This is a genomic window from Thalassococcus arenae, assembly GCF_019104745.1.
In the GTDB taxonomy this organism is placed as follows: Bacteria; Pseudomonadota; Alphaproteobacteria; order Rhodobacterales; family Rhodobacteraceae; genus Thalassococcus_B; species Thalassococcus_B arenae.
The window spans coordinates 2,028,563-2,051,766 of sequence record NZ_JAHRWL010000001.1 but is presented as its reverse complement, the minus strand read 5'-3'; the positions used below and the strand labels follow the sequence as shown (position 1 = coordinate 2,051,766).

Annotated in this window: 23 protein-coding genes; 9 read left to right on the top strand and 14 right to left on the bottom strand. The window is 66.6% G+C overall.

Going from position 1 to position 23,204, the window contains the following annotated elements:
* Window positions 1–45 precede the first annotated feature (45 nt).
* Window positions 46–720 carry a DsbA family protein gene (locus KUH32_RS10235; RefSeq protein ID WP_217777920.1) on the bottom strand — a complete coding sequence of 225 codons (675 nt, stop codon included), beginning with the start codon at window positions 718–720 and terminating at the stop codon, window positions 46–48.
* Between the two features lie 27 nt (window positions 721–747).
* On the bottom strand, window positions 748–1,263 hold the full coding sequence (locus tag KUH32_RS10230; protein WP_217777919.1) for a DUF721 domain-containing protein: 516 nt from the start codon (window positions 1,261–1,263) through the stop codon (window positions 748–750).
* Window positions 1,264–1,352: 89 nt separating this feature from the next.
* Here KUH32_RS10230 and mutY point away from each other — a divergent pair, with 89 nt between their 5' ends.
* From mutY to KUH32_RS10205, 5 genes are all read left to right on the top strand, one after another.
* Window positions 1,353–2,399: an A/G-specific adenine glycosylase gene (gene mutY, locus KUH32_RS10225; RefSeq protein ID WP_217777918.1), complete on the top strand. Its 1,047-nt coding sequence runs from the start codon at window positions 1,353–1,355 to the stop codon at window positions 2,397–2,399.
* 67 nt (window positions 2,400–2,466) lie between these two features.
* Window positions 2,467–3,600 carry an alkane 1-monooxygenase gene (locus KUH32_RS10220; protein WP_217777917.1) on the top strand — a complete coding sequence of 378 codons (1,134 nt, stop codon included), beginning with the start codon at window positions 2,467–2,469 and terminating at the stop codon, window positions 3,598–3,600.
* Window positions 3,601–3,794: 194 nt separating this feature from the next.
* The gene (locus tag KUH32_RS10215; RefSeq protein WP_217777916.1) at window positions 3,795–4,715 is read left to right on the top strand and encodes a manganese-dependent inorganic pyrophosphatase; all 921 of its coding nucleotides are present in this window, start codon (window positions 3,795–3,797) and stop codon (window positions 4,713–4,715) included.
* Window positions 4,716–4,800: 85 nt separating this feature from the next.
* Window positions 4,801–5,673 carry a TIGR01459 family HAD-type hydrolase gene (locus tag KUH32_RS10210; RefSeq protein WP_217777915.1) on the top strand — a complete coding sequence of 291 codons (873 nt, stop codon included), beginning with the start codon at window positions 4,801–4,803 and terminating at the stop codon, window positions 5,671–5,673.
* Between the two features lie 99 nt (window positions 5,674–5,772).
* Complete coding sequence (locus tag KUH32_RS10205; RefSeq protein WP_217777914.1) at window positions 5,773–6,216, top strand: MaoC family dehydratase; 444 nt, start codon at window positions 5,773–5,775, stop codon at window positions 6,214–6,216.
* A 75-nt stretch (window positions 6,217–6,291) separates the two neighbouring features.
* Here the strand turns inward: KUH32_RS10205 and KUH32_RS10200 are convergent, their stop codons facing one another.
* Window positions 6,292–7,347, bottom strand: a complete 1,056-nt coding sequence (locus tag KUH32_RS10200) for an NAD(P)/FAD-dependent oxidoreductase (RefSeq protein WP_217777913.1) — start codon at window positions 7,345–7,347, stop codon at window positions 6,292–6,294.
* 48 nt (window positions 7,348–7,395) lie between these two features.
* Between KUH32_RS10200 and mnmC2 the strand changes: the two genes are divergently transcribed.
* The gene (gene mnmC2 / locus KUH32_RS10195; protein ID WP_217777912.1) at window positions 7,396–8,052 is read left to right on the top strand and encodes a tRNA (5-methylaminomethyl-2-thiouridine)(34)-methyltransferase MnmC2; all 657 of its coding nucleotides are present in this window, start codon (window positions 7,396–7,398) and stop codon (window positions 8,050–8,052) included.
* A 1-nt stretch (window position 8,053) separates the two neighbouring features.
* The gene (locus tag KUH32_RS10190) at window positions 8,054–8,920 is read left to right on the top strand and encodes a DMT family transporter (protein WP_217777911.1); all 867 of its coding nucleotides are present in this window, start codon (window positions 8,054–8,056) and stop codon (window positions 8,918–8,920) included.
* Here KUH32_RS10190 and KUH32_RS10185 read toward each other — a convergent pair.
* Entirely contained in the window at window positions 8,885–10,846 is a 1,962-nt protein-coding gene (locus KUH32_RS10185) for a lytic transglycosylase domain-containing protein (protein WP_217777910.1), read from the bottom strand. The genes KUH32_RS10190 and KUH32_RS10185 overlap by 36 nt on opposite strands.
* A 135-nt stretch (window positions 10,847–10,981) precedes the next feature.
* On the opposite strand from KUH32_RS10185, the gene dapA reads away from it, so the two are divergent.
* Window positions 10,982–11,857 carry a 4-hydroxy-tetrahydrodipicolinate synthase gene (dapA, locus tag KUH32_RS10180; RefSeq protein WP_217777909.1) on the top strand — a complete coding sequence of 292 codons (876 nt, stop codon included), beginning with the start codon at window positions 10,982–10,984 and terminating at the stop codon, window positions 11,855–11,857.
* Between the two features lie 69 nt (window positions 11,858–11,926).
* Here the strand turns inward: dapA and KUH32_RS10175 are convergent, their stop codons facing one another.
* The 8 genes from KUH32_RS10175 to KUH32_RS10140 all read right to left on the bottom strand — a co-directional run bounded on the left by KUH32_RS10175 (window position 11,927) and on the right by KUH32_RS10140 (window position 21,696).
* Window positions 11,927–13,237, bottom strand: coding sequence for a M16 family metallopeptidase (locus tag KUH32_RS10175; protein ID WP_217777908.1), 1,311 nt, complete (start codon window positions 13,235–13,237; stop codon window positions 11,927–11,929).
* Complete coding sequence (locus tag KUH32_RS10170) at window positions 13,234–14,571, bottom strand: M16 family metallopeptidase (RefSeq protein WP_217777907.1); 1,338 nt, start codon at window positions 14,569–14,571, stop codon at window positions 13,234–13,236. The genes KUH32_RS10175 and KUH32_RS10170 overlap by 4 nt, the downstream gene beginning before the upstream one ends.
* Window positions 14,572–14,653: 82 nt before the next feature.
* The gene (locus KUH32_RS10165; RefSeq protein WP_217777906.1) at window positions 14,654–15,175 is read right to left on the bottom strand and encodes a DUF3035 domain-containing protein; all 522 of its coding nucleotides are present in this window, start codon (window positions 15,173–15,175) and stop codon (window positions 14,654–14,656) included.
* Between the two features lie 49 nt (window positions 15,176–15,224).
* Complete coding sequence (gene lspA, locus KUH32_RS10160; RefSeq protein ID WP_217777905.1) at window positions 15,225–15,731, bottom strand: signal peptidase II; 507 nt, start codon at window positions 15,729–15,731, stop codon at window positions 15,225–15,227.
* 54 nt (window positions 15,732–15,785) lie between these two features.
* Window positions 15,786–16,955 carry a serine hydrolase gene (locus tag KUH32_RS10155; protein ID WP_217777904.1) on the bottom strand — a complete coding sequence of 390 codons (1,170 nt, stop codon included), beginning with the start codon at window positions 16,953–16,955 and terminating at the stop codon, window positions 15,786–15,788.
* A 32-nt stretch (window positions 16,956–16,987) separates the two neighbouring features.
* Window positions 16,988–18,577 carry a bifunctional phosphoribosylaminoimidazolecarboxamide formyltransferase/IMP cyclohydrolase gene (gene purH / locus KUH32_RS10150; RefSeq protein WP_217777903.1) on the bottom strand — a complete coding sequence of 530 codons (1,590 nt, stop codon included), beginning with the start codon at window positions 18,575–18,577 and terminating at the stop codon, window positions 16,988–16,990.
* 21 nt (window positions 18,578–18,598) lie between these two features.
* Window positions 18,599–20,347, bottom strand: coding sequence for a heparinase II/III family protein (locus KUH32_RS10145; RefSeq protein WP_217777902.1), 1,749 nt, complete (start codon window positions 20,345–20,347; stop codon window positions 18,599–18,601).
* Between the two features lie 92 nt (window positions 20,348–20,439).
* Window positions 20,440–21,696, bottom strand: a complete 1,257-nt coding sequence (locus KUH32_RS10140) for an RsmB/NOP family class I SAM-dependent RNA methyltransferase (protein ID WP_217777901.1) — start codon at window positions 21,694–21,696, stop codon at window positions 20,440–20,442.
* 74 nt (window positions 21,697–21,770) lie between these two features.
* Between KUH32_RS10140 and KUH32_RS10135 the strand changes: the two genes are divergently transcribed.
* Entirely contained in the window at window positions 21,771–21,962 is a 192-nt protein-coding gene (locus KUH32_RS10135) for a DUF1674 domain-containing protein (RefSeq protein WP_217777900.1), read from the top strand.
* 10 nt (window positions 21,963–21,972) lie between these two features.
* Here the strand turns inward: KUH32_RS10135 and KUH32_RS10130 are convergent, their stop codons facing one another.
* Window positions 21,973–22,326 (bottom strand): dihydrodipicolinate reductase, encoded by a 354-nt coding sequence (locus tag KUH32_RS10130; RefSeq protein ID WP_217777899.1) that lies wholly within the window; start codon window positions 22,324–22,326, stop codon window positions 21,973–21,975.
* Between the two features lie 48 nt (window positions 22,327–22,374).
* Window positions 22,375–23,196, bottom strand: coding sequence for a 4-hydroxy-tetrahydrodipicolinate reductase (gene dapB / locus KUH32_RS10125; protein ID WP_217777898.1), 822 nt, complete (start codon window positions 23,194–23,196; stop codon window positions 22,375–22,377).
* Between the last annotated feature and the right edge of the window lie 8 nt (window positions 23,197–23,204).

The window sequence follows — 23,204 nt, the reverse complement described above, 5'->3', positions numbered from 1 at the left end:
GCGGCATCCCTCCGATCGGCGCGCAAGCCAGGGGCACGGCCGCCGTCACTGCCCAAGCTTTTCGTTCAGAATGCCCTGAAACTCGGAATAGGCCATGTTGGAGTAGAGCTGACCATCGATCACGAAAGACGGGGTCGAACTGATGCCGTCTTTCTGCGCATTCGCCTGGTACCAGGCGACCAGGCTGCGAAGGGTGTCGGCATCGCTGAGACAGGCATCCAGTTGGGCGTTGTCGATTCCGGCCAGTCGGCCGATCTTGCGCAGCTCTTCGGCAATGGCGGCGTCCGATCCGGCGCGCGTCCAGTCCCGCTGGGTCTTGTAGATCAGGTCGGTGATGCCGAAGAATTTCTCGGGCCCGGCGCAGCGCGCGATCAGTGACGCCCACATGCCGTACTTGTCGAAATAGACCTCGCGGTAGACGAAACGCACCTTGCCGGTGTCGATATAGTCGGCCTTGAGTTGGGGATAGACGGTCTGATGGAAGGTGCCGCAATGCGGGCAGGTGAACGATGCATATTCGATCACCTCGACCGGTGCATCGGCCGCGCCCTGCACCATCTCGACGATGCCATCGGTGTTCACGTCCGCCTCGGAGGCCTCGGCGCTGCCCAGAGGCTGGATCTGCGTCACTTGCGGAGCCGGATCGCGCAGGACGAACCACCACAGCGCGGCTCCGAGCACGGCAGCGGCGGCAATGGCCAGGGGAAGGATACGGGTCATGGTCAGCCTCGTGGATTGGTGCGGGGCTCAGCCCCGGGTTTGCGCCTTGGATAGGACGTTTGCGCCCAGACGTTCAAGCGCCGCGCGCAAACCTTCGTCGGTGATGCCCGAAGCCTGGGCCCGCGCCGCCTGCCGATCTTCGGCACCGGGTTCGGGCCGGGTGGCGGGCTTGGTCCGGTGGGTGAAATCCGCCTGTCCTTCGGCGAAACCGGTGGGCGCGGTCTGCGTGACACGGATGCGCGCGATGGCGTTGAACCCGTAAACCGCGTTGACCCGCGCGCGCAGCATTTCCTTTTGCATTTCCAGAACGGGCGCGTTCGCCCCGGTGGTCAGCAGGATCAGCGTGGCACCGAAGCCGCCCTTGGAATAGCTCACCTCGACCGGGCGAGAGATCGCGGCGATATCGGCGCCCGCCACCTCTTCCCAATGGGTCAGCAGGCGCGATTGCGCGAATCCGCGGCTTTCGCTTGCGCTGCGGATGCGTTTTTCCAGCAATTTCGCCGTGCGGGCAAAGCCGAAGGTGGTGGTTTGCCGGGTCGCCATCTTGAATCCCCCTGTTCGACCCTATTCTAGTGACCCCAGCCGGGCGCGCCAGCCCGGACTGCACCGCCCGGATCAAAGGATGCTCACCCTTGCGTGACCGCCCCGCCCCGCAAGACCTGTTGGACTGGTACGACCGCCACGCCCGCGCGATGCCCTGGCGCGTGGCTCCCGCCGATCGCGCGCGCGGCGTAGCCCCCGACCCCTACCGCGTCTGGCTGAGCGAAGTCATGCTGCAACAGACCACGGTCGCGGCGGTGAAATCCTATTTCGAGGCCTTCACCGACCGCTGGCCGACGGTGACCGACTTGGCCGATGCCGAGGATGCCGAAGTGATGGCCGCCTGGGCGGGGCTGGGTTACTACGCCCGCGCCCGCAACCTGCTGAAATGCGCCCGCGTCCTGCGCGACGATTTCGGCGGGGTGTTTCCGACCGATCACGCCACTTTGCTGACCCTGCCGGGGATCGGGCGCTACACCGCCGCCGCCATCTCCGCCATTGCCTTTGACGCCCCGGAAACCGTGGTCGATGGCAATGTCGAACGGGTGATGGCGCGGCTGTTCGACGAACACACACCGCTGCCACAGGCCAAACCGGTGCTGACCGAGATGGCTGCGTCGCTGACACCCCGCGCACGACCGGGCGATTACGCCCAGGCGGTGATGGATCTCGGCGCCACGATCTGCACGCCGCGAAAGCCAGCCTGCGGCTTGTGTCCGTGGCGGACAAACTGCGCCGCCTGGGCCAACGGCACCGCGGCAGAGTTGCCGAAGAAGGCGCCGAAGAAACGCAAACCCACCCAGTTCGGCATCGCCTATCTTGCGCGCCGGGTGGATGGCGCCTGGCTGCTGGAACGGCGGCCCGACAGCGGGCTGTTGGGCGGGATGCTGGGCTGGCCCGGATCGGACTGGGCCGACGACCCGCAGGATGCCCCGCCGATCCGCGCCGAGTGGAAGGAACTGTCCGAAGAGGCGCGCCACACCTTCACCCATTTCCACCTGCGCCTGCGCGTGAAATGCGCGTTGGTGCCCATGGACCGCGCGCCCGATCGCGGCGACTTCATCCCTGCTCCGGATTTCCGCCCCGCCGACCTGCCCACGGTGATGCGCAAGGCCTTTGATCTGGCGCAAGGTGCGTGACGTCACGCTTGGTCAGGGTGCCGCGCAAGGGCTATGAAAGGCCCATGACCGACAGCCGGAGCCCATGATGATCGCGCATCAAGATGTCGCCAAGTTTTCCGCCGCCCTGCCCTTCTGGATGTCGCTGGGTTTGATCCCGCTGGTCTGGATCGGAGCGCTTTGGGGCGGGTTGTGGGTGCTGTTGCCCATCGTCGCCACCTGGTACCTGTTCTCGGCGCTGGACGCGGCCCTGGGTCTGAACCTGGAAAACGCGGAACTGGACACCTCGGAGGACGAACTGTTCTGGTACAAGGCGATCACCATCGCATGGGTGCCGCTGCAGTTCGTCTCGCTTTTCGGGCTGATCGCCTATGTCAGCGGCGCGACCCATCTGAACGGCTGGGAAAAGTTCGGCGTCTTTTTCGGTGTCGGCGTGATGACCGGCACGGTGGGCATCAACTATTCCCACGAGCTGATGCATCAGAAGGACAAGCTGGAACGCTGGTTGGGCGACCTGCTGCTGGCGATGGTGTTGTATTCGCATTTCCGGTCGGAACATCTGCTGGTGCACCACCGCTATGTCGGCACCCCGCGCGACCCGGTGACGGCGCGCTACAACGAGGGTTTCCATCGCTTCTATCCCCGCGTGCTGCGCGAAAGCCTGGTGTCTGCCTTCCAGGCCGAGGCGGCGATGCTGGCGCGCAAGACCCTGCCCTGGCACCACAGCACGAACCCGTTCTGGAAATTTGCCTTTCTGCAATTGGTCATGCTGCTTCTGGCCTTTGCGCTTGGCGGCTGGACCGGTATTGTGCTGTTCCTGGTGCAGGCCGGTGTCGCGATCTGGCAGCTGGAGCTGGTCAACTATGTCGAGCATTACGGCCTGACCCGCAAACATCTGGGCGACGGAAAATACGAACACGTCCTGCCGCGTCATTCCTGGAACGCCGCACACAAGGCGTCGAACTGGCTGCTCATCAACCTGCAGCGCCATTCCGACCACCACTACAAGCCCGATCGCCGCTTTCCTCTGCTGCAGAACTACACCGAGGCCGACGCGCCGCAACTGCCCTACGGCTATCCGGTGATGACGATGGCCGCGATGGTGCCGCCGCTCTGGCGTCGCGTGATGAACCCGCGCGTGCGACGCTGGCGCGAGATGTATTACCCCGAGATCACCGACTGGTCGGATTACAACACCAGCGCCCATCCCCTGCCGCGGTGACATTTCGTCCGGCACTGCGTGCACCGCGCTGCATCGCGCGTCGCGTCGGTCGGCAATCGGTCATCTGCGTATTTGGAAAAGAGAAGAAGCGGCAGGTGTCGGGCGTGACGTCGCAGCCTGTTCAGGCGGGGTGACAAGGCCGTGCTGCGCCGCTAGAAGGCGCGCGAACCCGGCATTTTCAGCAAGGACGCCCCATGACCATCCAGGTTTTCGGCCATAAATCCCCCGACACCGACAGCACCGGCAGCCCGATCATCTGGGCCTGGTACTTGAACCAGATCAAGGGAGAAGCCGCCAAGCCCGTGCTGCTGGGCGAACCCAACACCGAAGCCGCCTTCATGCTGCGGCACTGGGAACTCGACAAGCCCGAGATCATCTCGGACGTGTCGGAAGGCGCGCCCGTGGTGATCGTCGACACCAACAATCCCGCGGAATTGCCGGCCGGCATCAACAAGGCGGACATCCGCGGCATCATCGACCACCACAAGCTGGTCGGCGGGCTGGAAACCAAGGGCCCGATCGAGATCCGAATCGAGCCGCTGGCCTGCACCGCAACCATCATGTGGAAGATGATCGGCAAGGACCTGGCCCAGGCCCCGCGCGGGATCAAGGGCGCGATGCTGACCTGCATCCTGTCCGACACGCTGGAATTCCGCAGCCCCACCACCACGCAGGAAGACAAGGCCGTCGCCCATGCGCTGGCCGAGGAACTGGGCGTGTCGATCCCCGACTACGCCGCCCGGATGTTCGCTGCCAAGTCCGACGTGTCGGCCTTTTCCGATGCCGAATTGCTGCGGATGGATTCCAAGGAATACACCGTCGACGGCAAGGAATTCCGCGTCTCCGTGCTCGAGACCACGGCGCCGAAGACCGTGCTCGACCGCAAGGACAGCCTGATGGCGGCGATGGTCGACGTGGCAAGGGAAGATGGCGCCGACCAGGTGCTGCTCTTCGTCGTCGACATCCTCAACGAACAGGCAACGCTGCTGGTGCCCAACGATTTGGTCAAGACGGTGGCCGAGAAGAGCTTTGGCGTCACCGTGACCGGTGACACGGTGATCCTGCCCGGCATCATGAGCCGGAAAAAGCAGATCATCCCCAACCTCAAGGTCTGAACCGCAATCCGGGGAATGCCGAGGGCGCGCTTGCGGGCGCGCCCTTTTTCGTGCTTCACCGGGGGTCGAACCGCAGCGAGGCCCCATGACGCAGATCATCCAGACCCTGTCCGAGATATCCCACCGCTACGACGCGATGTTCGTCGATCTCTGGGGGTGCGTGCACAACGGCGTCGCGGCCATCCCCTCTGCGGTGGCAGCCCTTCGGGCCTACCGCGCGACCGGTGGCACGGTCGTGCTGGTGACCAACGCGCCCCGCGCCTGGACCGAGGTCGCGCGCCAGCTCGACCGGCTGGGCGTGCCGGCCGATGCCTGGGACGCCATCGCCACTTCCGGCGACAGCGCGCGCGCGGCGATGTTCCGCGGAGCCGTCGGCCAGAAGGTCTGGTTCATGGGTCAGGATTTCGACAAGAGCTTCTTCGAGCCGATGAAGTTGATCGACGACCCGGTGCCGATCACACAGGTTGCGCTGGAACAGGCCGAAGGCATCGTTTGCTGCGGCCCTTTCGATCCCCATGCCGATCCGGCGGTGAACCGGCCCGAATTCCTGTTCGCCAAGCAAAAGGGGCTCAAGCTGCTTTGCGCCAATCCAGACATCGTCGTCGACCGGGGCGAAACCCGCGAATGGTGCGCCGGCGCGCTGGCCGCGCTCTACACCGAAATGGGCGGCGAAAGCTTGTATTTCGGCAAGCCGCATCCGCCGATCTACGATCTCGCCCGACGCCGCCTGGCGGCACTCGACAAGCCCACGGAGAACGCCGGGATTCTCGCCATCGGCGACGGCATCGCGACCGACATCGCCGGAGCGATGGGCGAAGACATCGATTCGCTTTTCATCTCGGGCGGGTTGGCGCGCGCGGAAACCCGCACTGACGACCAGCCCGACCCCAAGGCGCTTGCGGCGTTTCTCGCCCGGGAACAGGCCAATCCCACATTCACCATCGGTACCCTGCGTTGAGTTGTCGCTTGATTTTTCTGCGCGCGCAAAGTAATTAAATTACCGTAAACACCATTTCCGTGTATAATTGTTACCGGACGAAGGGCTATGGAGGGAAAGATGCTCGACAACATGCCGCGCGGCACGATCTGCATCGAAGACATCGAGATGGGCATGTCCCGTCACCTCCGCAAGGTGATCACCGACCGCGATATCGAGCTCTTCGCCGAGGTGTCGACCGATCGCAACCCGGTGCATCTCGACGACGACTACGCCCGCGACACGATTTTCGAAGGCCGCATCGCGCATGGCATGCTGACGGCGGGCCTGATCTCGGCGGTCATCGGCGAACAGCTTCCCGGTCACGGTACGGTCTACATGGGCCAGACATTGAAATTCCTGGCCCCCGTGCGTCCCGGCGACATGGTCACGGCCCGCGTCACCGTCACCGATATCGACGTCGCCAAGCGCCGCGTGACGCTCGACTGCAAATGCGTTGTCGACGGCAAGCCGGTGCTGATCGGCGAGGCCAAGGTGCTCGCCCCTTCCCGCAAGTTCGACTGACCTTCTTCTCTTTTGAAAATACGCGTCATCCCGCAGGCTCCGCCGCAGGCGGGGCCGAGACATCCTGTGCGCGCGTCAGCGCGCGCCTTTCGACAACAGCGCGTCGAATGTGAACGCCGCCGGGATCTCGTCGCGCCCCTCCAGCACCAGGTCGGCCATCACCTGCGCCACCTTGGGCGCCATGCCGAAGCCGATCTTGAACCCGCCATTGGCCACGTATTGCCCCGCCCGTCCGGGCCAGGCACCCAGAAGCGGAGCACGCGTCACTGCCCGCGGGCGCACCCCGGCCCAGCGTGCAAGCACCTCGGCACCATGCAGCGCGGGCAGGATGGACACCGCGCGCTCGATCAACCCGTCGCAATGCCGGTCGGTTGCAGAACCGTCGTCGAAGACCCTCTCCGAGGTCGACCCGATCGCCAGCGTGCCGTCGGCATGCGGCACCACGTGCAATCCGTCGGCAAAGATCTGCGGCGCCGCGAGTGCCGCAAAGCGCAGCAGCACCGACTGACCCTTGACCCCGTCGCCGACCGGACGGCCCAGATCGGCGCTCAGGTCGCGAAGGCCGTGCCAGCCGGTGGCCCAGATCACCGCACCCCGGTCCTCGGCGTCCGGCACCACCTCGACACCCCGCGCCTGCAGGGCCGCGACCAAGGACGCGCAGGCGCGACGGGGATGCATCCGTGCCGACAGCGTGTCGCGCACCACAAGCCCGGTCGGGCTGGGCGGCGCGAACGCACCCGTGTCGCCGGCCTCGACGACTTCCCACACGGCGCGCCCCTGCCACAACGCTTCGGCACCGTCCGCCCGCGCCCGTGCCAGTGCAACCGCCGCGTCATCGGCCAGTGGTTGCAGCCTCCCGGTTCGCGCATAGCCCGGATCGACGCCGCCCGCCGCCTCGACCGCGCGCCAGAAATCCTCGGCCATCAGCAGGCTGTCCAGCTGGAACGCCTTCTTGGCGTTCCAGCTTTCGGGCACATGCGGAGCCAAGGCCCCGACCAGCCCGCCACTCGATCCCGCGCCCGGGCCGTGCGGGTCGACCACCTGCACGCGGGCCCCCCGCGTCACGCAGGCCCAGGCAACCGACAGGCCAAAGATCCCTGCCCCGCGCACCGTTACTTCCCTGCTTGCCATCGGCCCCGCCCATGTCCTAGTTGCGGCATTCCTCTACGGCAGGATGCCATGCAGCAACAGCCCCTTTCCTGGCGCGGCGACGTTCCGGTCTCGGACCGGTTCGACGATCCGTATTTCTCGCTCGAGAACGGATTGGCCGAGACGCGGCATGTCTTCCTTGCGGGCAACGGCTTGCCCGACCGGTTCCACGACGGTTTCCACATCGCCGAGCTGGGTTTCGGCACCGGGCTGAACCTGCTCGCGGCACTGGCCCTTTGGCGCGCGGCGGGGCAGTCGGGCACGCTGCACTTCACCAGCTTCGAAGCCTACCCGCTGCCGCCTGCCGACATGGTCCGCGCCCAGGCGGCGTTCCCGGAGCTCGCCGGTGTCGCCGCCGCGCTTGCTCCGTATTGGGGCAAGCCATCCATCGTCTTGCCCGATCTCGCCTTCACCCTGGTCGAAGGCGATGCGCGAGAAACGCTTCCGCTGTGGGAGCGGCGCGCAGATGCCTGGTTTCTCGACGGCTTCTCGCCTGCCAAGAATCCCGAGCTTTGGGACCCCGCGCTTCTGACCCAGGTCGCGCGGCACACCGCGCCCGGCGGCACGGCGTCCACCTATTCCGCCGCAGGACATGTCCGTCGCGCCCTGCAAAACGCCGGTTTCAAGGTGGAACGCCGGCCCGGATACGGACGAAAGCGCCACATGACCGCCGCGCGGATGCCCTGACATGGCACAGCAGAACATCCCGCTCGGCATCTGGCTGATGATCGCCACCGCGCTGATCTTCGCCGCCCAGGACGGTCTGTCGCAGCACCTGGCGCGGGAATACAACACCGCGATGGTGGTGATGATCCGCTACTGGTTCTTTGCCGCCTTCGTCATCACCGTGGCCACCCGCAAGGCCGGCGGGTTCCTGCAGGCGGCGCGCAGTGAACAACCCCTGTTGCAAGCCTTTCGCGCCGTGCTGCTGGTGGCCGAGATCAACGTGATGGTCTTTGCCTTCACGCTGCTCGGTCTCGTGGAAAGCCACGCGGTCTTTGCCTGCTACCCGCTGATCATCGCCGCCCTGTCCGGGCCGATCCTGGGCGAACAGGTGGGTTGGCGGCGCTGGAGCGCCATTGCCATCGGCTTTGTCGGCGTGCTGATCATCCTGCAACCCGATGCCGGGGTGTTTTCGCCCTACGCGGTGATCCCGCTTCTGTCGGCGACGATGTTCGCGCTTTACGGCCTGCTCACCCGCTACGTCGCCCGCCGCGACAGCGCCGCGACGTCGTTCTTCTGGACCGGCACCGTCGGCGCACTGGCCGCCACCGCCTGGGGCGCCTGGTTCTGGGAACCGATGACCGCATCCGATTGGGCGCTGATGGCCACGCTCTGCGTCACCGGCGCGGTGGGGCACTGGTGCCTGATCAAGTGCTACGAGGTGGCCGAAGCCAGCGCGGTCCAGCCCTTCGCCTATCTGCAACTGCCCTTCGCCTCGGTGATCGGCGTGGTGGTCTTTGCCGAAACGATCCGCCCCAACGTGGCGTTCGGCGCGGCGATCATCATCGCGGCGGGGCTATTCACCCTGTGGCGCGCGCGCCAGAAGGGTTGAGCCGGTGAGTTCCTGCGAAAACGGCACCGGATGCGGGTCGAGACCCAGCCGGGCGCGGTAGACCGGCAGGCTTTCGGTGACGCGCATGACGTAATTTCGGGTCTCGTCAAAGGGGATCATCTCGATCCAGTCGACGATGTCGATGGCGCCGATGCGTGGGTCGCCGTTTTCTTCGATCCAGCGGATCGGGCGCGATGGTCCGGCGTTGTAGCCCGCCGCCATCATGACCGCGTTGCCGTCGAACGTGGCCGACAGATCCGCCAGATAGGCCGCGCCCAGGGTCGCGTTATAGGCCGGGTCGGACAACAGGCGATCGGCGTCGTAGTCCAGGCCCAGCCAGCCCGACACCTCGCGCGCCGTGCCGGGCATCAGCTGCATGAAGCCGCGCGCGCCGGCACCCGAAATCACCGAAGGGTCGAACTCCGATTCCCGACGGGCGATGGCCAGGACCAGTTCAACCGGCACGGGGTGTTCGCGCCCGGTGATACCGGGATGCAGGGCGAAATAGGGTCCGGGCAGTTCCAGCCCGTATTGCGCCGCACGCTTGCCCAGCATGACCTGCATGTGCGGGCGTCCCATCTCGCCCAGCATCTGGGCCATCTGGCCGATCTGGGTGCGGTCCAGGCTTTCGGCCAGATGCGTAAGGAACCGTTCCGCCAGCGCGTTTTCGCCCGCGGCGATCAGCAGGATCGCGGCGCGGTACACGCTGGATGCCGTGAAGGGCGCGCCACGCCAGTCCGGGAAAGCTTCGGAACCGGCCAGAGCGGGGTCCGGGCCATACCCCGCCCGTTCCGCGGCCAGAAGCCCGTAGAACGAGGTCTGCCAGCGCGCGCCCTCGGCATAGGCGGCTTGCGCGGCTTCGGACTCGCCCATGGCCTCGTGCGCCCGGCCCAGCCAATAACCCGCCCGACCCAGCGAAATCGGTGTCTCGACGCTGGCCGCAAAAGTCCGGAAATGTTCCAGCGCGAGGTCCGGCCGGTCCAGGTGCCGCAGCGCCAGGTAGCCCGACAGCCACTCCAGGTCGTGGAAATCGGAGCCTTCGACCAGCCAGTGCCGCGAGGCGACGTTGTAGGCATCCTGCACGGCGCCGTCACGCATCAGCCGCCGCGCCAGATCGCGCCGCGCCCGTGCCCAGGCCCAGGGTTCGCCCAGGGCCTCGGCGCTGGCGGACCGTTCCAGGATCAGCGCGGTCGCATCGGCCACACGGCCCTTGCGTTCACGCCAGTAGAACCGTTCGAAGGCCAGTCCGGGGTGGTCTGTCAGCGCCGCGGGCACCTTTTCGATCAGCGTGTCGACCCCGGCCGCCTGCTGACGCAGGGCCATGCGCGCCTGTGCCAGCGCCTGCCAGCCATCGTCGACCAGCGGCAGCATCGCCGACGCGTTGGACGACCAGCCCCGCCACAGCGCCATGTCCAGCCGCGCGACATGGTGCGGTTTCAGCAGGTCGCCCCATTGCTCGACGAAAGCGCGCCGTTCATCGCTGCCAAGCGACAGGGTCCGCCAGGCCAGCACGATCCCGGCCTCGGCCGCGCCACGCTCGCCCTGAGCGATCTGTGCCCGTGCCCAGGCCAGCGCACCCGTGCCGGTCTGCGGCAGGTCGTTCTCGAAAAAGGCAAGAACAGCGTCCGAAGGCGCGTCCGACATCGCCGCTTCGGATTTTTCGCGCAGATAGGGCAGGCCCGGCCAATCCGGGTTGCGCGCCAGGAAATCCTGCACCTCGGCGACGTCGCCGCGACCGGCGCGCAGGTAGTGCCATCGGATCACGTCCAGCGCTTCCTGACCGTCGCCGCGAGCCTCGATCTGCGCGGCGGCCCAGTCGCCGGCGCGCATCGCTTCCATCGCGCGACGCAACGATTGGCCATCCTGTTGGGCGAAGGCGACCAGAGGCAGGAAGAGGCCGACAAGCACGACCAGAAGGCGCGACATGATCTTGCAATTTCCGCTGTGAACAGGAATAGACGCCATGCTGACGATATCGTGCGCGCGGGCCGGGCGGCAACTCACTTTCCCGGCAGGCGCGACGGTCCTTGGCGGAAAACGGAACAAAGATAGGAGCGTGTCATGTTCAAGGGGTCAATGCCTGCCCTGGTCACGCCGTTCAAGGACGGCGCGGTGGATTTCGACACGCTCAAACGGCTGGTGGATTGGCAGATCGACCAAGGCAGCCACGGTCTGGTGCCGGTGGGCACGACCGGCGAAAGCCCGACGCTGACCCATGCCGAGCACGAGGCCGTCGTCGAGGCAGTGGTCGATGCCGCCGCGGGCCGGGTGCCGGTCATCGCGGGGGCCGGCAGCAACAACACCGCCGAGGCGATCCGCTTTGTCCAGCACGCCAAGAAGGTCGGCGCGCAGGCGGCTCTGGTCGTCACGCCCTACTACAACAAGCCGACCCAGGCCGGTCTGATCGCGCATTACACCGCGCTGACCGAAGCGGTCGACCTGCCGATCGTCATCTACAACATTCCCGGCCGGTCGGTGGTCGACATGTCGCCGGCGACGATGGGCGAACTGGCCAAGCTGAAGAACATCATCGGCGTCAAGGACGCGACCGGAGACTTGGCGCGCGTCTGCCAGCAACGCATCACCTGCGGGCCGGACTTTCTGCAGATCTCCGGCGAAGACGCCACTGCCCACGGCTTCAACGCCCAGGGTGGCGTCGGCTGCATCTCGGTCACGGCCAATGCCGCGCCAGCACTTTGCGCGCAGGTGCAGAACGCCTGCCTGGCAGGCGACTACGCCAAGGCGCTTGAACTGCAGGACAAGCTGATGCCGCTGCACCAGGCGATCTTTACCGAGCCGGGCCTTTGCGGGGTGAAATACGCCATGTCGCGGCTTGGTCTGTGCAGCGACGAGGTGCGCCTGCCGCTGGTGCCGGTCACCCAGCCCACGCGTGTCAAGATCGACGCGGCGTTGCGTCATGCCGGTCTGCTGAACTGATCTGACCGGTCGGACAAACGAAAAGGGGGCCACACGGCCCCCTTTTGCATGTGCGCGCCCAGGCGTGGATCAGCCGGGAACATCCAGACCTTCAGGCTGACCGACAACGACGAAGAACAGTGCCTCGGGGTCCAGCAGGCGCGCCGCGACGCGCTGCATGTCCTCGACCGTCAGTGCCTCGACCAGCGCGTTGCGGTTGGTGACGTAATCCACACCCAGATCGTCCATCTGCATTCCCACCAGGATGTTGGCGATCCGCGCATTGCCATCGAAGCGCAGCGGGTACGACCCGGTCAGGTAGGTCTTGACCTGCTCGAGTTCCTCTTGGCTCAGCCCTGTTTCGGCCATCTTGCGCCATTCGTCGCGGATGACCGCGATCGCTTCGGCGATCCGGTCATTGGCCGAGGCCACGCGCCCGGCAATCAGCGCGGCGCGGTCCTTGGCCGCCAGATAGGAATAGACCCCGTAGGTCAGGCCGCGTTTCTCGCGTACCTCGTTCATCAGCCGCGCCTCGAAACCACCGCCGCCGAGGACCTCGTTCAGGACGTAGGCCGCCAGGAAATCCGGATCATCGCGCATCAGCCCGGCATGACCGAACAGCGCCACGGATTGCGGCGTTTCGAACGGAACCACCTGGATCGTTCCCTCGGTGGAAACATCCACCATCTGGGGAAGTTCGGGGCCGGTTTCCGGAAGATCGCCGAACAGCTGGTCCATCACCGCACCGAGCGTTTCCGCGTCGATATCGCCCACCGCCGCGATATACACCCGATCCTGCGCCAGTGCCGCCTTGTGTGCCGCAAGCAAGTCGTCGCGGGTCAGCGCGGCGACGCTGTCGACGGTGCCATCCAGCGGCGAGCCATAGGGATGATCGCCGAACAGCGCCGCATCAAAGGCAGCGCCGGCGATGGCGTCGGGATCCTTGAGATCGGAGCGGATCGACGCCAGAACCTGCGCGCGCACCCGTTCGATCGCCGCCGGTTCGAAGGTCGGCTCGACCAGCGACGCGCGCAGCAGGGCGACAGCCTCGTCGCGGGTTTCTGACAGGAACCGCGCCGAGACCGACACGGCGTCATCGCCCACGTCGAAACGATACGATGCGGCGAGCGACTCTGCCGCTTCCGCGAAACCGCGCGCATCGAGATCGCCGGCGCCCTCTTCCAGCAATCCGACCATCAGGTTGGTGGCGCCGCGTTTGCCCGGCGCATCCAGCGATGCCCCGCCGCGGAACCGGATTTCCAGCGCGACAAAGGGAATCGACGGTTCTTCGACCAGCCAAGCCTTGAACCCGCCGGGGCTCACGACTTCCTGGATTTCGATCTCCGCCCGCGCGGGCAGGGCCAGCACCAAAGCGATCAGAACGGCGAGCAGCGCTCTCATTGGGTTACCTCCTCGGCGGGCATCAGATAGCCTGTCACGGCGGTTCTGCGGTCGAACACCTTGCGGCCGGCTGCAATGATGTCCTCGGGGGTGACCGACTGCAGGATGTCGGGCCAGGCCTGCACATCCTCGACGGTCAGCCCGGATGTCAGGGCCGCGCCATAGCGTCGGGCCAGCCGTTCGGCATTGTCGCGTTCGTAGATTTCCGAAGCCCGCAGCTGGAATTTGATCCGCTCGAGCTGCGTCTCGTCCACCCCTTCGTCGAGAAACGCCGCCACGGTCGCGTCCAGCGCCTTTTCGGCGTCTTCCAGCGAGACCCCGGCGGCCGGAACGATCAGCAGGGTGAACGTCGAATCATCCAGCGAGGTCGCATCGTAAAAGGCCGTGGTGTAGACCGCTTGCTGCGTTTCGAATTGCAGCTTTTGCGTCAGGACCGAGGTCTGGCCGCCCCCCAGCAGTTCCGCCAGCAGCGTCAACGCAGCAGCCTCTTCCTGTGCGCCGGAATCGCGCTCGGGTGCCAGGTAGCTGCGCGCGACATAGGGCTGGGCCACGCGCGCGTCGCGGAACATCAGCCGACGTTCGGCCAGGTGGCGCGGTTCCTCGACGCGCTCGCGCGGGCGCAGATCAGGGTTCGGTGGCAGTTTGCCGTAATGCTCCTCGGCCAGGCGCCGCACCTCGTCGGGATCGGCATCGCCTGCGACGATCAGTATTGCGTTGTTGGGCGCATAGAATTCGCGGTAATAAGCCAGTGCATCGTCCAGATCGAGCGTCTCCATCTCGTGCCGCCAGCCGATGATCGGCGTGCCGTAGGGATGATTGAGATACTGCGCCGCCCGGCGCTGCTCCATGAACAGCGCGCCCGGGTCGTTTTCGACCCGCTGGTTGCGTTCCTCGATGATGACCTCGCGTTCGGTCAGGATATCGGCCTCGGTCAGGCGCAGGTTGACCATCCGGTCGGCCTCCATCGCCATCATCTGGCCCAGCCGGTCGGCTGCCACGCGTTGGAAATAGGCGGTGTAGTCGAAACTGGTAAAGGCGTTGTCGTTGCCGCCATTGGCCGCCACGGTCTTGCTGAACTCACCGGGTGCCAGCGTGTCTGTGCCCTTGAACAAGAGGTGTTCGAGGAAATGCGCGACGCCGGATACGCCGCGCTCCTCATCCGCCGATCCGGCGCGGTACCAGACCATGTGCACGACGGCCGGAGCGCGGTGATCCTCGATCACGACCACCTCCATGCCGTTGTCGAGCGTGAATGTCGTCACAAGGTCCTTGGCGGCCCAAACCGGAGCGGCCAGCACCACAAAACCCATGATCCACGCAGCAATTCGCGCCATCGCGGCCTCCTCTCATCGCGGTTTCGTCAAGAGATACAGCCCGGGTTCCGGCATTCAAGTCGCCGTGACGCGGTCGTGATCGTCAGCGCCCTTCTGGCGGCGCGGCCGGTGTCCTGGCACCCGCGCGGCGATAGCGGTCAAGCCACTGGTAGGCGTCAAGCGACTGGCGCCGATACGCGCGGAAGTATTCGTCCGTCGGCACGATCGACCAGGTGAAGCGCGACCGCCGGGTCCGGAAATCCAGGTCTTCTGCCGCCAGCTTTTCGCGGATCGTCGCGTCACGACCGAACCGGCTGGCGCGGGATACGATTGCCGCGTCGCCGGCCGGTATTCCGGCACCGGGCGTCAGGCGCGCCGGGTTCCCGCCCAGGACCGCCACCGCATCGGCCAGCGGCGTCTGGTCGGTGCGGTTGGCACCGCCCGGCGTGGGTTGCGGCAGTTCCGCAAAGCTGGGCGGCGTTTCGAGCGGCTTGCGCGGCACGATCGAAAATTCCTCGGGCCGGCCGGAATTGGTGCGCAGATCGTGCAGTCGGATATCGCGCTCACCGCTGCATGCGGTCAACCCGGCTAGCCCGGCAATCAGGATCATTGGCGCAAACCGCATCGGCACCCTCCATTCGCTGACACAGCCTTATCCCATCCGCGCCGGAAGGTCACGAGGGCTTTTTCCCGCCGCCGGGGAACAGCACGAGCCCAAGCGCCCCGACGAAAATGGCGATATCGGCGACGTTGAAGGCAAAGGGATTGTCGATCCCGCAGCAGGACATGTTCAGAAAATCCGCCACCGCGCCATAGACCAGCCGGTCGACGATATTGCCAAGCGCTCCGCCGATGAGAAAACCGGCCGAGATCAACCCCAGCTTGCCCGGCGGGTCGCGCCGCATCCAGACCAGCACGAACAGCACGATCCCAAGGGCGACCGCGATCAGAATCCAGCGCGTCGCATCGCCGTGGTTGGAAAACAGTCCGAAATTGATGCCGTGGTTCCACGCCATCTTGAAGACAAGAAACGGCGGCGCGACGTCGATCACCAGCCGGTTCGCGAGGTCGAGGACATGCACCACCCAGATCTTGGTCAACTGGTCGAACATGAACACGCCTACGGTCACCCGCGCCAATAGGGTCGCCGCTCTGCCCTGCTCTGCCTGTGCTTGCGCCATGCCGGCCTCCTTTGTCTTGGCTCTAGCCCGGGCCGGACGCGATGAAAAGCGGGATCAGCGGGGCAATGCCGCGACGAACGCGCGAAACGCCCCGGCGGCGGCGGACTCGTCGATCGTTTCGGCGTGGTTGACCGTCAGTGCGACACATGTCCGGCGCCCCGTGCCGTCGGTCAGGTGACCGGTGAAGTTCAAGACACCCGTTTCGGACCCGCCCTTGTAGGCGGCACGGGTGCCGTCCTGCAGCAGCAACGGCCCCGGATTGATCGCCATCAGAGGCAGATCGGCGACCGCTCCGATCAGCGTGCAAAGCGTGGTCAACGACAGGTACCATTCGACGCCCGGGTCATGGGCTCCCAGCACGGCGCCGAGCGGCGGCAGGTCTTGCGCCGCTTGCGCCGCGATTGCGGGCTTGCCCACAGCCGGCGCCGCACGCCAGTCGGCGCGCGCATCCGCATCGGCCTTGAGCCCTAAGAATTCCCGCGTCGTCAGGAAACCGGTGGCGTCGATGCCCAACTGCGCCGCAACCCGGTCGCGCCCCAGCACGTCGATCAGCAGGTCGGTCGCGCTGTTGTCGCTGATCGAGATCATCAGCGCCGCAGCGGTGTGCAGCGTCAGCGGCGATCCGTCGGGCATGTCCTGCAACTGACCGCTGGGCAGCGACTTGTGGCGCGCCTCGAGCCGGACGACATCCGCCCAATCCCGGCGCCCGGATGCGATATCCCCGGCCAGAACCGCCAGCACGCCCAGCTTGAAGGCCGAGCCGACGGCCAGCGCGGCATCGGCCGCCTGCGCGCTCAGCACCTGGCCATCGCGCACCGCCAGCCATGCAACCCGGTCTCCAAGCCCGGCCAGCACCGCCTCGGCCCCGCCAAGCGACGCCACACGCGGCTCCGGCGGCTCGAAAAACAGCATCGCGACGCGGCCATCGGCATCCAGCGCGATGCGCGCCTGCATCCGGTGCGTGGCCGTCAGCACCGTGGCACGGTCACCCCGCAGCGTGATGGTCTCGACCGGCCCGATCGCAGCGGTGATCTGCGACAGGACAGGAACAAGCTGCGCGATCGGCACCGCGTCAAGAAAGCCCGGTGCGAATTGCGCCGCTTCGGGCGGGCGGGTCAGCAGCGCGCGCAGCACATGCTCGGCCGTTTGCGCCTGCGCAACCATCGGCGCCGCGGCAAGGGCAAGGGCGCCGATCCATGGCTTCTTCTCTTTAGAAATACGCATCTCCCACCTTGCCACCAGCGGGGCACGACCGGTCAATGGCGGAAGTGACGCATTCCGGTGAGCACCATCGCCAGACCGGCCTCGTCGGCCGCCGCGATCACCTCGTCATCGCGCATCGACCCGCCGGGCTGGATGACGCAGCTGGCACCCGCCGCCGCGGCCTCCATCAACCCGTCGGGGAAGGGAAAGAACGCGTCCGACGCCACCGCCGAGCCCTGGGTCAAAGGCGCCGGAAGGCCCAGCGTTTCGGCCATGCGTTCGGCCTTTTTCGCGGCGATCAGCGCCGAGTCGACCCGGCTCATCTGGCCTGCGCCCACGCCCACGGTGGCACCGTCCCTGGCGTAGACGATGGCATTAGATTTCACGTGCTTGGCCACGGTCCAGGCAAACAGCAGGTCCGCCATCTGCGCGTCGGTCGGCGCCTTCCTGGTGACAACCCGCAGGTCGTCCAGCGCGCGGTGGCCATTGTCGCGGTCCTGCACCAGGAAACCGCCCGCAACCTGCCGCCAGGCCAGACCGGGGCTGCGCGGATCGGCCAGGCCTTCGGTCACCAGCAGACGCAGGTTCTTCTTGGCGGCAAAGACCTTGCGGGCGTCGTCGTCGGCACCCGGCGCAATGACGACCTCGGTGAAGATCTCGGTGATCTTTTCTGCCGTCGCGCCGTCCAGCGGCCGGTTCAGCGCCACGATGCCGCCGAAGGCCGAGGTGCGGTCGCAATCGAACGCCTTGGCATAGGCTTCGGTCAAGGTTGCGCCCCGCGCAACACCGCAGGGATTGGCGTGCTTGATGATCGCGCAGGCCGGGCCATCCCCGGGCGCGAATTCGCTCACCAGTTCAAAGGCCGCATCGGTGTCGTTGATGTTGTTATAGCTCAGCTCCTTGCCCTGAAGTTGCCGGGCGGTGGCGACGCCGGGCCGGTTCGAACCGTCGGTGTAGAACGCGGCCTTCTGGTGCGGGTTCTCGCCATAACGCAGTGTCTGCGCCAACGTGCCGGCAAAGGCGCGCCGTTTGGGCGCTTCGAGCCCGATCGCATCGGCCATCCAGGTGCTGACGGCGGCGTCATAGGCGGCGGTGCGGGCATAGGCCTTTTGCGCCAGCTTGCGGCGGAATTTCGGGCAGGTCGCGCCGTTGTGCTGGTCCATGTCGCCCAGCAGCTTTCCGTAGTCCTCGACATCCACAACGACGGAAACGAACGCATGGTTCTTGGCTGCCGCGCGGATCATCGCCGGGCCACCGATATCGATGTTCTCGACGCAGGTGTCGTAATCCGCGCCGGCCGCGACGGTGGATTCGAACGGGTAGAGGTTCACCACCAGCAGGTCGATCGGGCCGATGCCGTGCTGCTCCATCGCCGCGACGTGATCGGCGTTGTCGCGCAGGGCCAGCAATCCGCCATGCACCATCGGGTGCAGCGTCTTGACCCGGCCGTCCATCATTTCGGGGAACCCGGTCACCTCCGAGACGTCGCGCACCGCCACCCCGGCCTCGCGCAGCGCCTTGGCCGAACCGCCGGTCGACAGGATCTCGACCCCGCGCTGATCCAGCGCCTTTCCCAGTTCGATCAGCCCGGTCTTGTCGGATACGGAAATCAGGGCGCGGCGGACGGGATGCAGATCGCTCATGGAAAGGCCTTTGGCTTGGGGTCAGATCGTCACGTCCACCTCGTCCATCGCCAGGTCACGCACCGCGGTCGCGGTTTCCTGCGCCTTCGACAAAGTCCAGCGGACGCGGGTCGCATACTCCATCGCGCGGCCGGATAAAACGATCTGTTTCGTCGCGCGTGGCCGCAGCCGGCCTTTTTCCAGGAAAACCGACGGTTCGAGCGACAGGTTGACCGCTCCGCTGAACCGGAACACCCAGATTTCACCCGACCGCAGCGCCATCGACACCGCCGTGCCGCCCATATCCAGCGCCACATCGACCTCGGGATGCAGGTGGAAATGCACCTGGAAAGGCAATCCGGTCAGCTTGACCTTGTTCATCGCACTGTCAAAGCGGCGCTTGGCCGGATCGTCCAGCGCGACCAGGAAATCCTCACCCATCAGGGCGCGGCCGTCAAAGCTCAGTTCCAGAGTGCGGGCATGGGTCAAACCGTGCTGCCGGACATAGCCGTCATGCGCGCATTCGATCCGCGGGCCATCGGGCGAGTGGCTGAGATGGGCGGGCACATGGGTTGGTCCGTCGGCCAGCAATTCGCGTTGCGATGAACCCACCCATAGCGGTGCCGCCAACCGGGCGCTGGAATATCCCTCGAGACACAACGTGGAATGCAAGGGGGTCGCACGGCCTGCGCGCCGCCATTCGCGGCCAAACTCGTTGCCGGCCCCGCAATTCACGATCAGCGCCCGCCGGCCCGAGGTCAGTTCGAACGCCAGGGTCGAGGCGTGGGCCTGCGCCGAAGCGTCGCCGCCGGGTGGCACCGCCGCATCCATGATGACCGACGTGCGCCCCGCCGACAATCGCGCGAACCCCATCGCCAGGGTACCATTGCGCCGCGTCTTGGTGCCCGACGCCGCCAGCGCCTGGTCCAGCCGGCCTTCTGCACCGCGACCGCCACCGTGAAACCGCGCCAGCGCGCCATCGGCATGGCGCAAGCTGCGCAGCGTCGGGGCGATCCGGGCGATCGCCGCCAGATGCGCCGCGTCCGCGTCGCGATCGGCGGCCTCCAGCGCATCGCGCGCCCAAACCAGCAGCGTCAAGACTTCCATCAGCGCTTCGGGATCGCGGGTCGGAAGCCCGCCCTGCGCGTCGATCAGTCGGGCGCATTCGGTGCCGATGGCCTTGCGGGCCGGTTCGACGTGGCGCTCCATGCCTTCCAGCGACAGACCGGAATACAGCAGGCCGGTCAGCGCCTCGAACCGCGCCAATCCCGGCGGCAGGGATTTCCAGCGCCGCGCCAGAAAGGTCGTCTGCCGCGACAGGGCGGCGAAATAGGCGTGGCTTGCGGCACTGTCCTGCCCGCGCAGCAGGAAAAGCGCATGTTGGATCCAGCGGATCGCGCGACGGCCCGACAATTCGGGCGTCCAGCCCGCCCCCTGACCGCGCCCATACCGGTCGATCCAGCCCCAGAGCCATCTTTGCGCCAGGACCCGCGCACGGGCATCGCCCACGGCGGCCAGATCGTCGAGCCAGCCGAAGCCATGCGCTTCTTCGGACCAGAGCGTATCGGGAGCGGCCAGATCCCAAAGCATCGCATCCCGCGCTTCGACCAGATGACCGGCGAACATCAGGTTGCCGGCGATCAACTGCCGTCCACGGGCGAACATCCCCACGCTTTTGGGTTCGGGCTGATAGACAAATCCGCTGGCCGGGCTTGTGCGTGCACTGCGCCACGCATGCCAGCCGTTCAGAAAACGCTCGCGCCGCGCGCGCCAGGTGCGTCGTTCCGCCATCTGCACTGCCTCTCCCGCGCCTTTTCGCGACGCCTTTGGTTGCGCGGCAGAATAGCCAAGTCGGGTCCGCAAGTCACCTTGCTTTCGCCCGGTCAGCCGGCTTTGCGCAGAAGAGCCATGTAAAAGCCATCCATTCCGCCCCGGTCGGCCCAGAAATCGGGGCGCAGCCGCAACCCGCCCTCGGCCGACCGCCAGCCGGGCTCGATCCACTCGGCCTGCGGGGGCACAACCGCCATGTCCTTTCGCCGTGCCAGCAAATCCTCGACCTGGCATTCGCCTTCGTCGGGCAGCAGCGAACAGGTGGCGAAGACCAGCAAACCGCCCGGCGCCAGCAGGTCGCAGGCATGATCCAGCATCGACGCCTGCAGGCCGATCAGTTCGGAAATCCGTTCGCCTTCGTGCAGATGCGGCAGGTCGGGGTGACGTCGCAGCGTTCCCGTGGCCGAACAGGGTGCGTCCAGCAGGACGGCATCGTAGCGCCCGGCATGATCGAGGGCATCGCCCGCCACCAGCGACGCCTTGAGCCCGGTCCGCGCGAGGTTTTCGCGCACCCTGTCCAGCCGCGACGCAGAGATATCCAATGCGGTGACCAGCGCACCGGCCGCGGCCAGCTGCATCGTCTTGCCACCCGGCGCCGCGCACATGTCCAGAACCCGCCGGCCCGCCACGTCGCCCAGCAGCCGCGCCGGCAATGCCGCGGCCGCGTCCTGAACCCAGAACGCACCGTCCTCAAAGCCCGGAAGGGCGGAAACCTGCCCCCCCGCCAGCCGCACGGATCCCGTGGGCAGAAGATCGCCACCCACCGCCTGCGCCAGGGCCGCGGCATCGCTGCGGGGCGTGAGATCGATCGGCGGGGTCCGCGCCTGCACCGCTTCCATCGCCGATACCGCCGCCTTGCCCCATGCCGCGACCAGCGGCTGGCGCAGCCAGTCCGGGATGCGGGGTGCTGGCAGCCTGTCCCATTTCGCCGGGCCTTCGGCGGCGACCTTGCGCAACACCGCGTTGACCAGACCTTTCATCGAAGCCATGCGCTTGTCCGCGCCTGCGATAGTCACCGCGTCGTTGACCACGCCATGCGCCGCGCCACCCTGGCACAGCTCGACCGTCCCCAACCGCAAAAGGTTGCGCACCGCCAAGGGCGGCATGCGTTTCAGCAACGGCTTCAGCAACCGGTCCGCCCGGTCCAGATGGCGCAGCGTGTCCGCGGCCAGGCGCTGCGCCGCGGCGCGGTCGGGCGGCGCCAGCGGGTCGATCAGGGCGCCCAGTTCGGACAGCGGCCTGTGCTGGCCCAGCACGCCGGTCAGCAGCAAAAGGGCGCCGTGACGCGCGGTTTTGGGCGGCTGTGTCATGATGTCTCCTGCCGGATGGCTTGCCCGGCTTCGGTGCGGGCGTATATCAATCCGTGGAAGACGAGGAAAGCGCCATGTCCGACAAAGACGTCTCAGACCTGCCACCCGCGGCGCAGCGCGCCCTGGCCGAAGCGGCCGAACGCCGGAAAAAGGCAGAGGCCGAAGCCCGTGCCAACCCAATGCCACGCGAATTGGGTGGACGCGACGGGCCCGAGCCCGTGCGCTACGGCGACTGGGAAAAAAAGGGCATCGCGATCGACTTCTGATCGCCGGAGGTCACCGCAGCCGGAAGTCCGCGAAATCGCCGCGCCCTTCATCGGCGGTGAACCGGATGCGGTCGCCATTGGCGCGGACTTCCTGGCAGTTGTAGCCCAGGTCGTCACCGCCCCAGTTCAGATCGCGGCAGAAAAACCCGTTCTGCCAGCGCCACTGACCGGTCACATCCCAACTGGCCCCGCGCCCGGCGATGGCGCCGTCCGGCAGGACCTGCAGCCGCACAAGCGGACGCGCCAGGGTCTTGCCCTGGACAAGCTGGACAAAGGTATCGCGGTCGGTCACGCGCTGGAATTCCGCCTGCGCCACGGTCGCGGCCGCCGACAGGATGGCGATCGAAAGCAACAAGGATTTCATCGTGATCTCCCTTTTTACGGGGTGATACGATCCTGCCGCGCCTCCGGATCACTTTGCCGGACGCATGCCCAGCACGTCCAACATGTCGTATTGGCCCGGCGCCTTGTCCTGACCCCACAGCGCCGCCCGCAGCGCGCCGCGGGCGAACAACGCCCGGTCCGAGGCGATGTGTTTCAGCACGATGCGTTCGCCGGCCGCGGCAAAGATCACCTCGTGTTCGCCCACGATGTCGCCGCCGCGGATGGCATGAAAACCGATATCGCCGCGTTCGCGCGTTCCGGTGATGCCGTCCCGGCCACGATCGGACACGTCCGCCAGCGCAACGCCCCTGCCCTCTGCAGCGGCCTCGCCCAGCATCAGCGCAGTGCCCGAAGGCGCATCGACCTTGCGGTTGTGGTGCGCCTCGACGATTTCGATATCCCAATCGGCATCCAGCGCCGCGGCGACCTGTTTGGTGATCTGCGTCAGAAGGTTGACACCCAGGCTCATGTTGCCCGCCCGCACGATTACGGCATGCCGGGCAGCCAGCGCGATCTGATCCAGGTGCTTGCGTTCGAGACCGGTCGTGCCGATCACGTGCACGGCGCGCGCCTGCGCCGTCAGTTCGGCGAAGGCCACGGTGGCGTCCGGCGCTGTGAAATCCAGCACGGCCTGCGCCCGGGCAAAGCACTCCAGCGGATCGTCCTGCACCCTGACGCCGATCGATGCACCGCCCATCGCCTCGCCCAGGTCGTGGCCCAGCCAGGCATGGCCCGGTCGTTCCAGCGCGCCGGTCAGCCGAAGCTTGTCCGATGCCAGCACCTCGCGCACCAGCATCTGGCCCATCCGGCCCGACACGCCCGTCACCACCACACCCGGCTTGTCCGTCATTTCGCCGC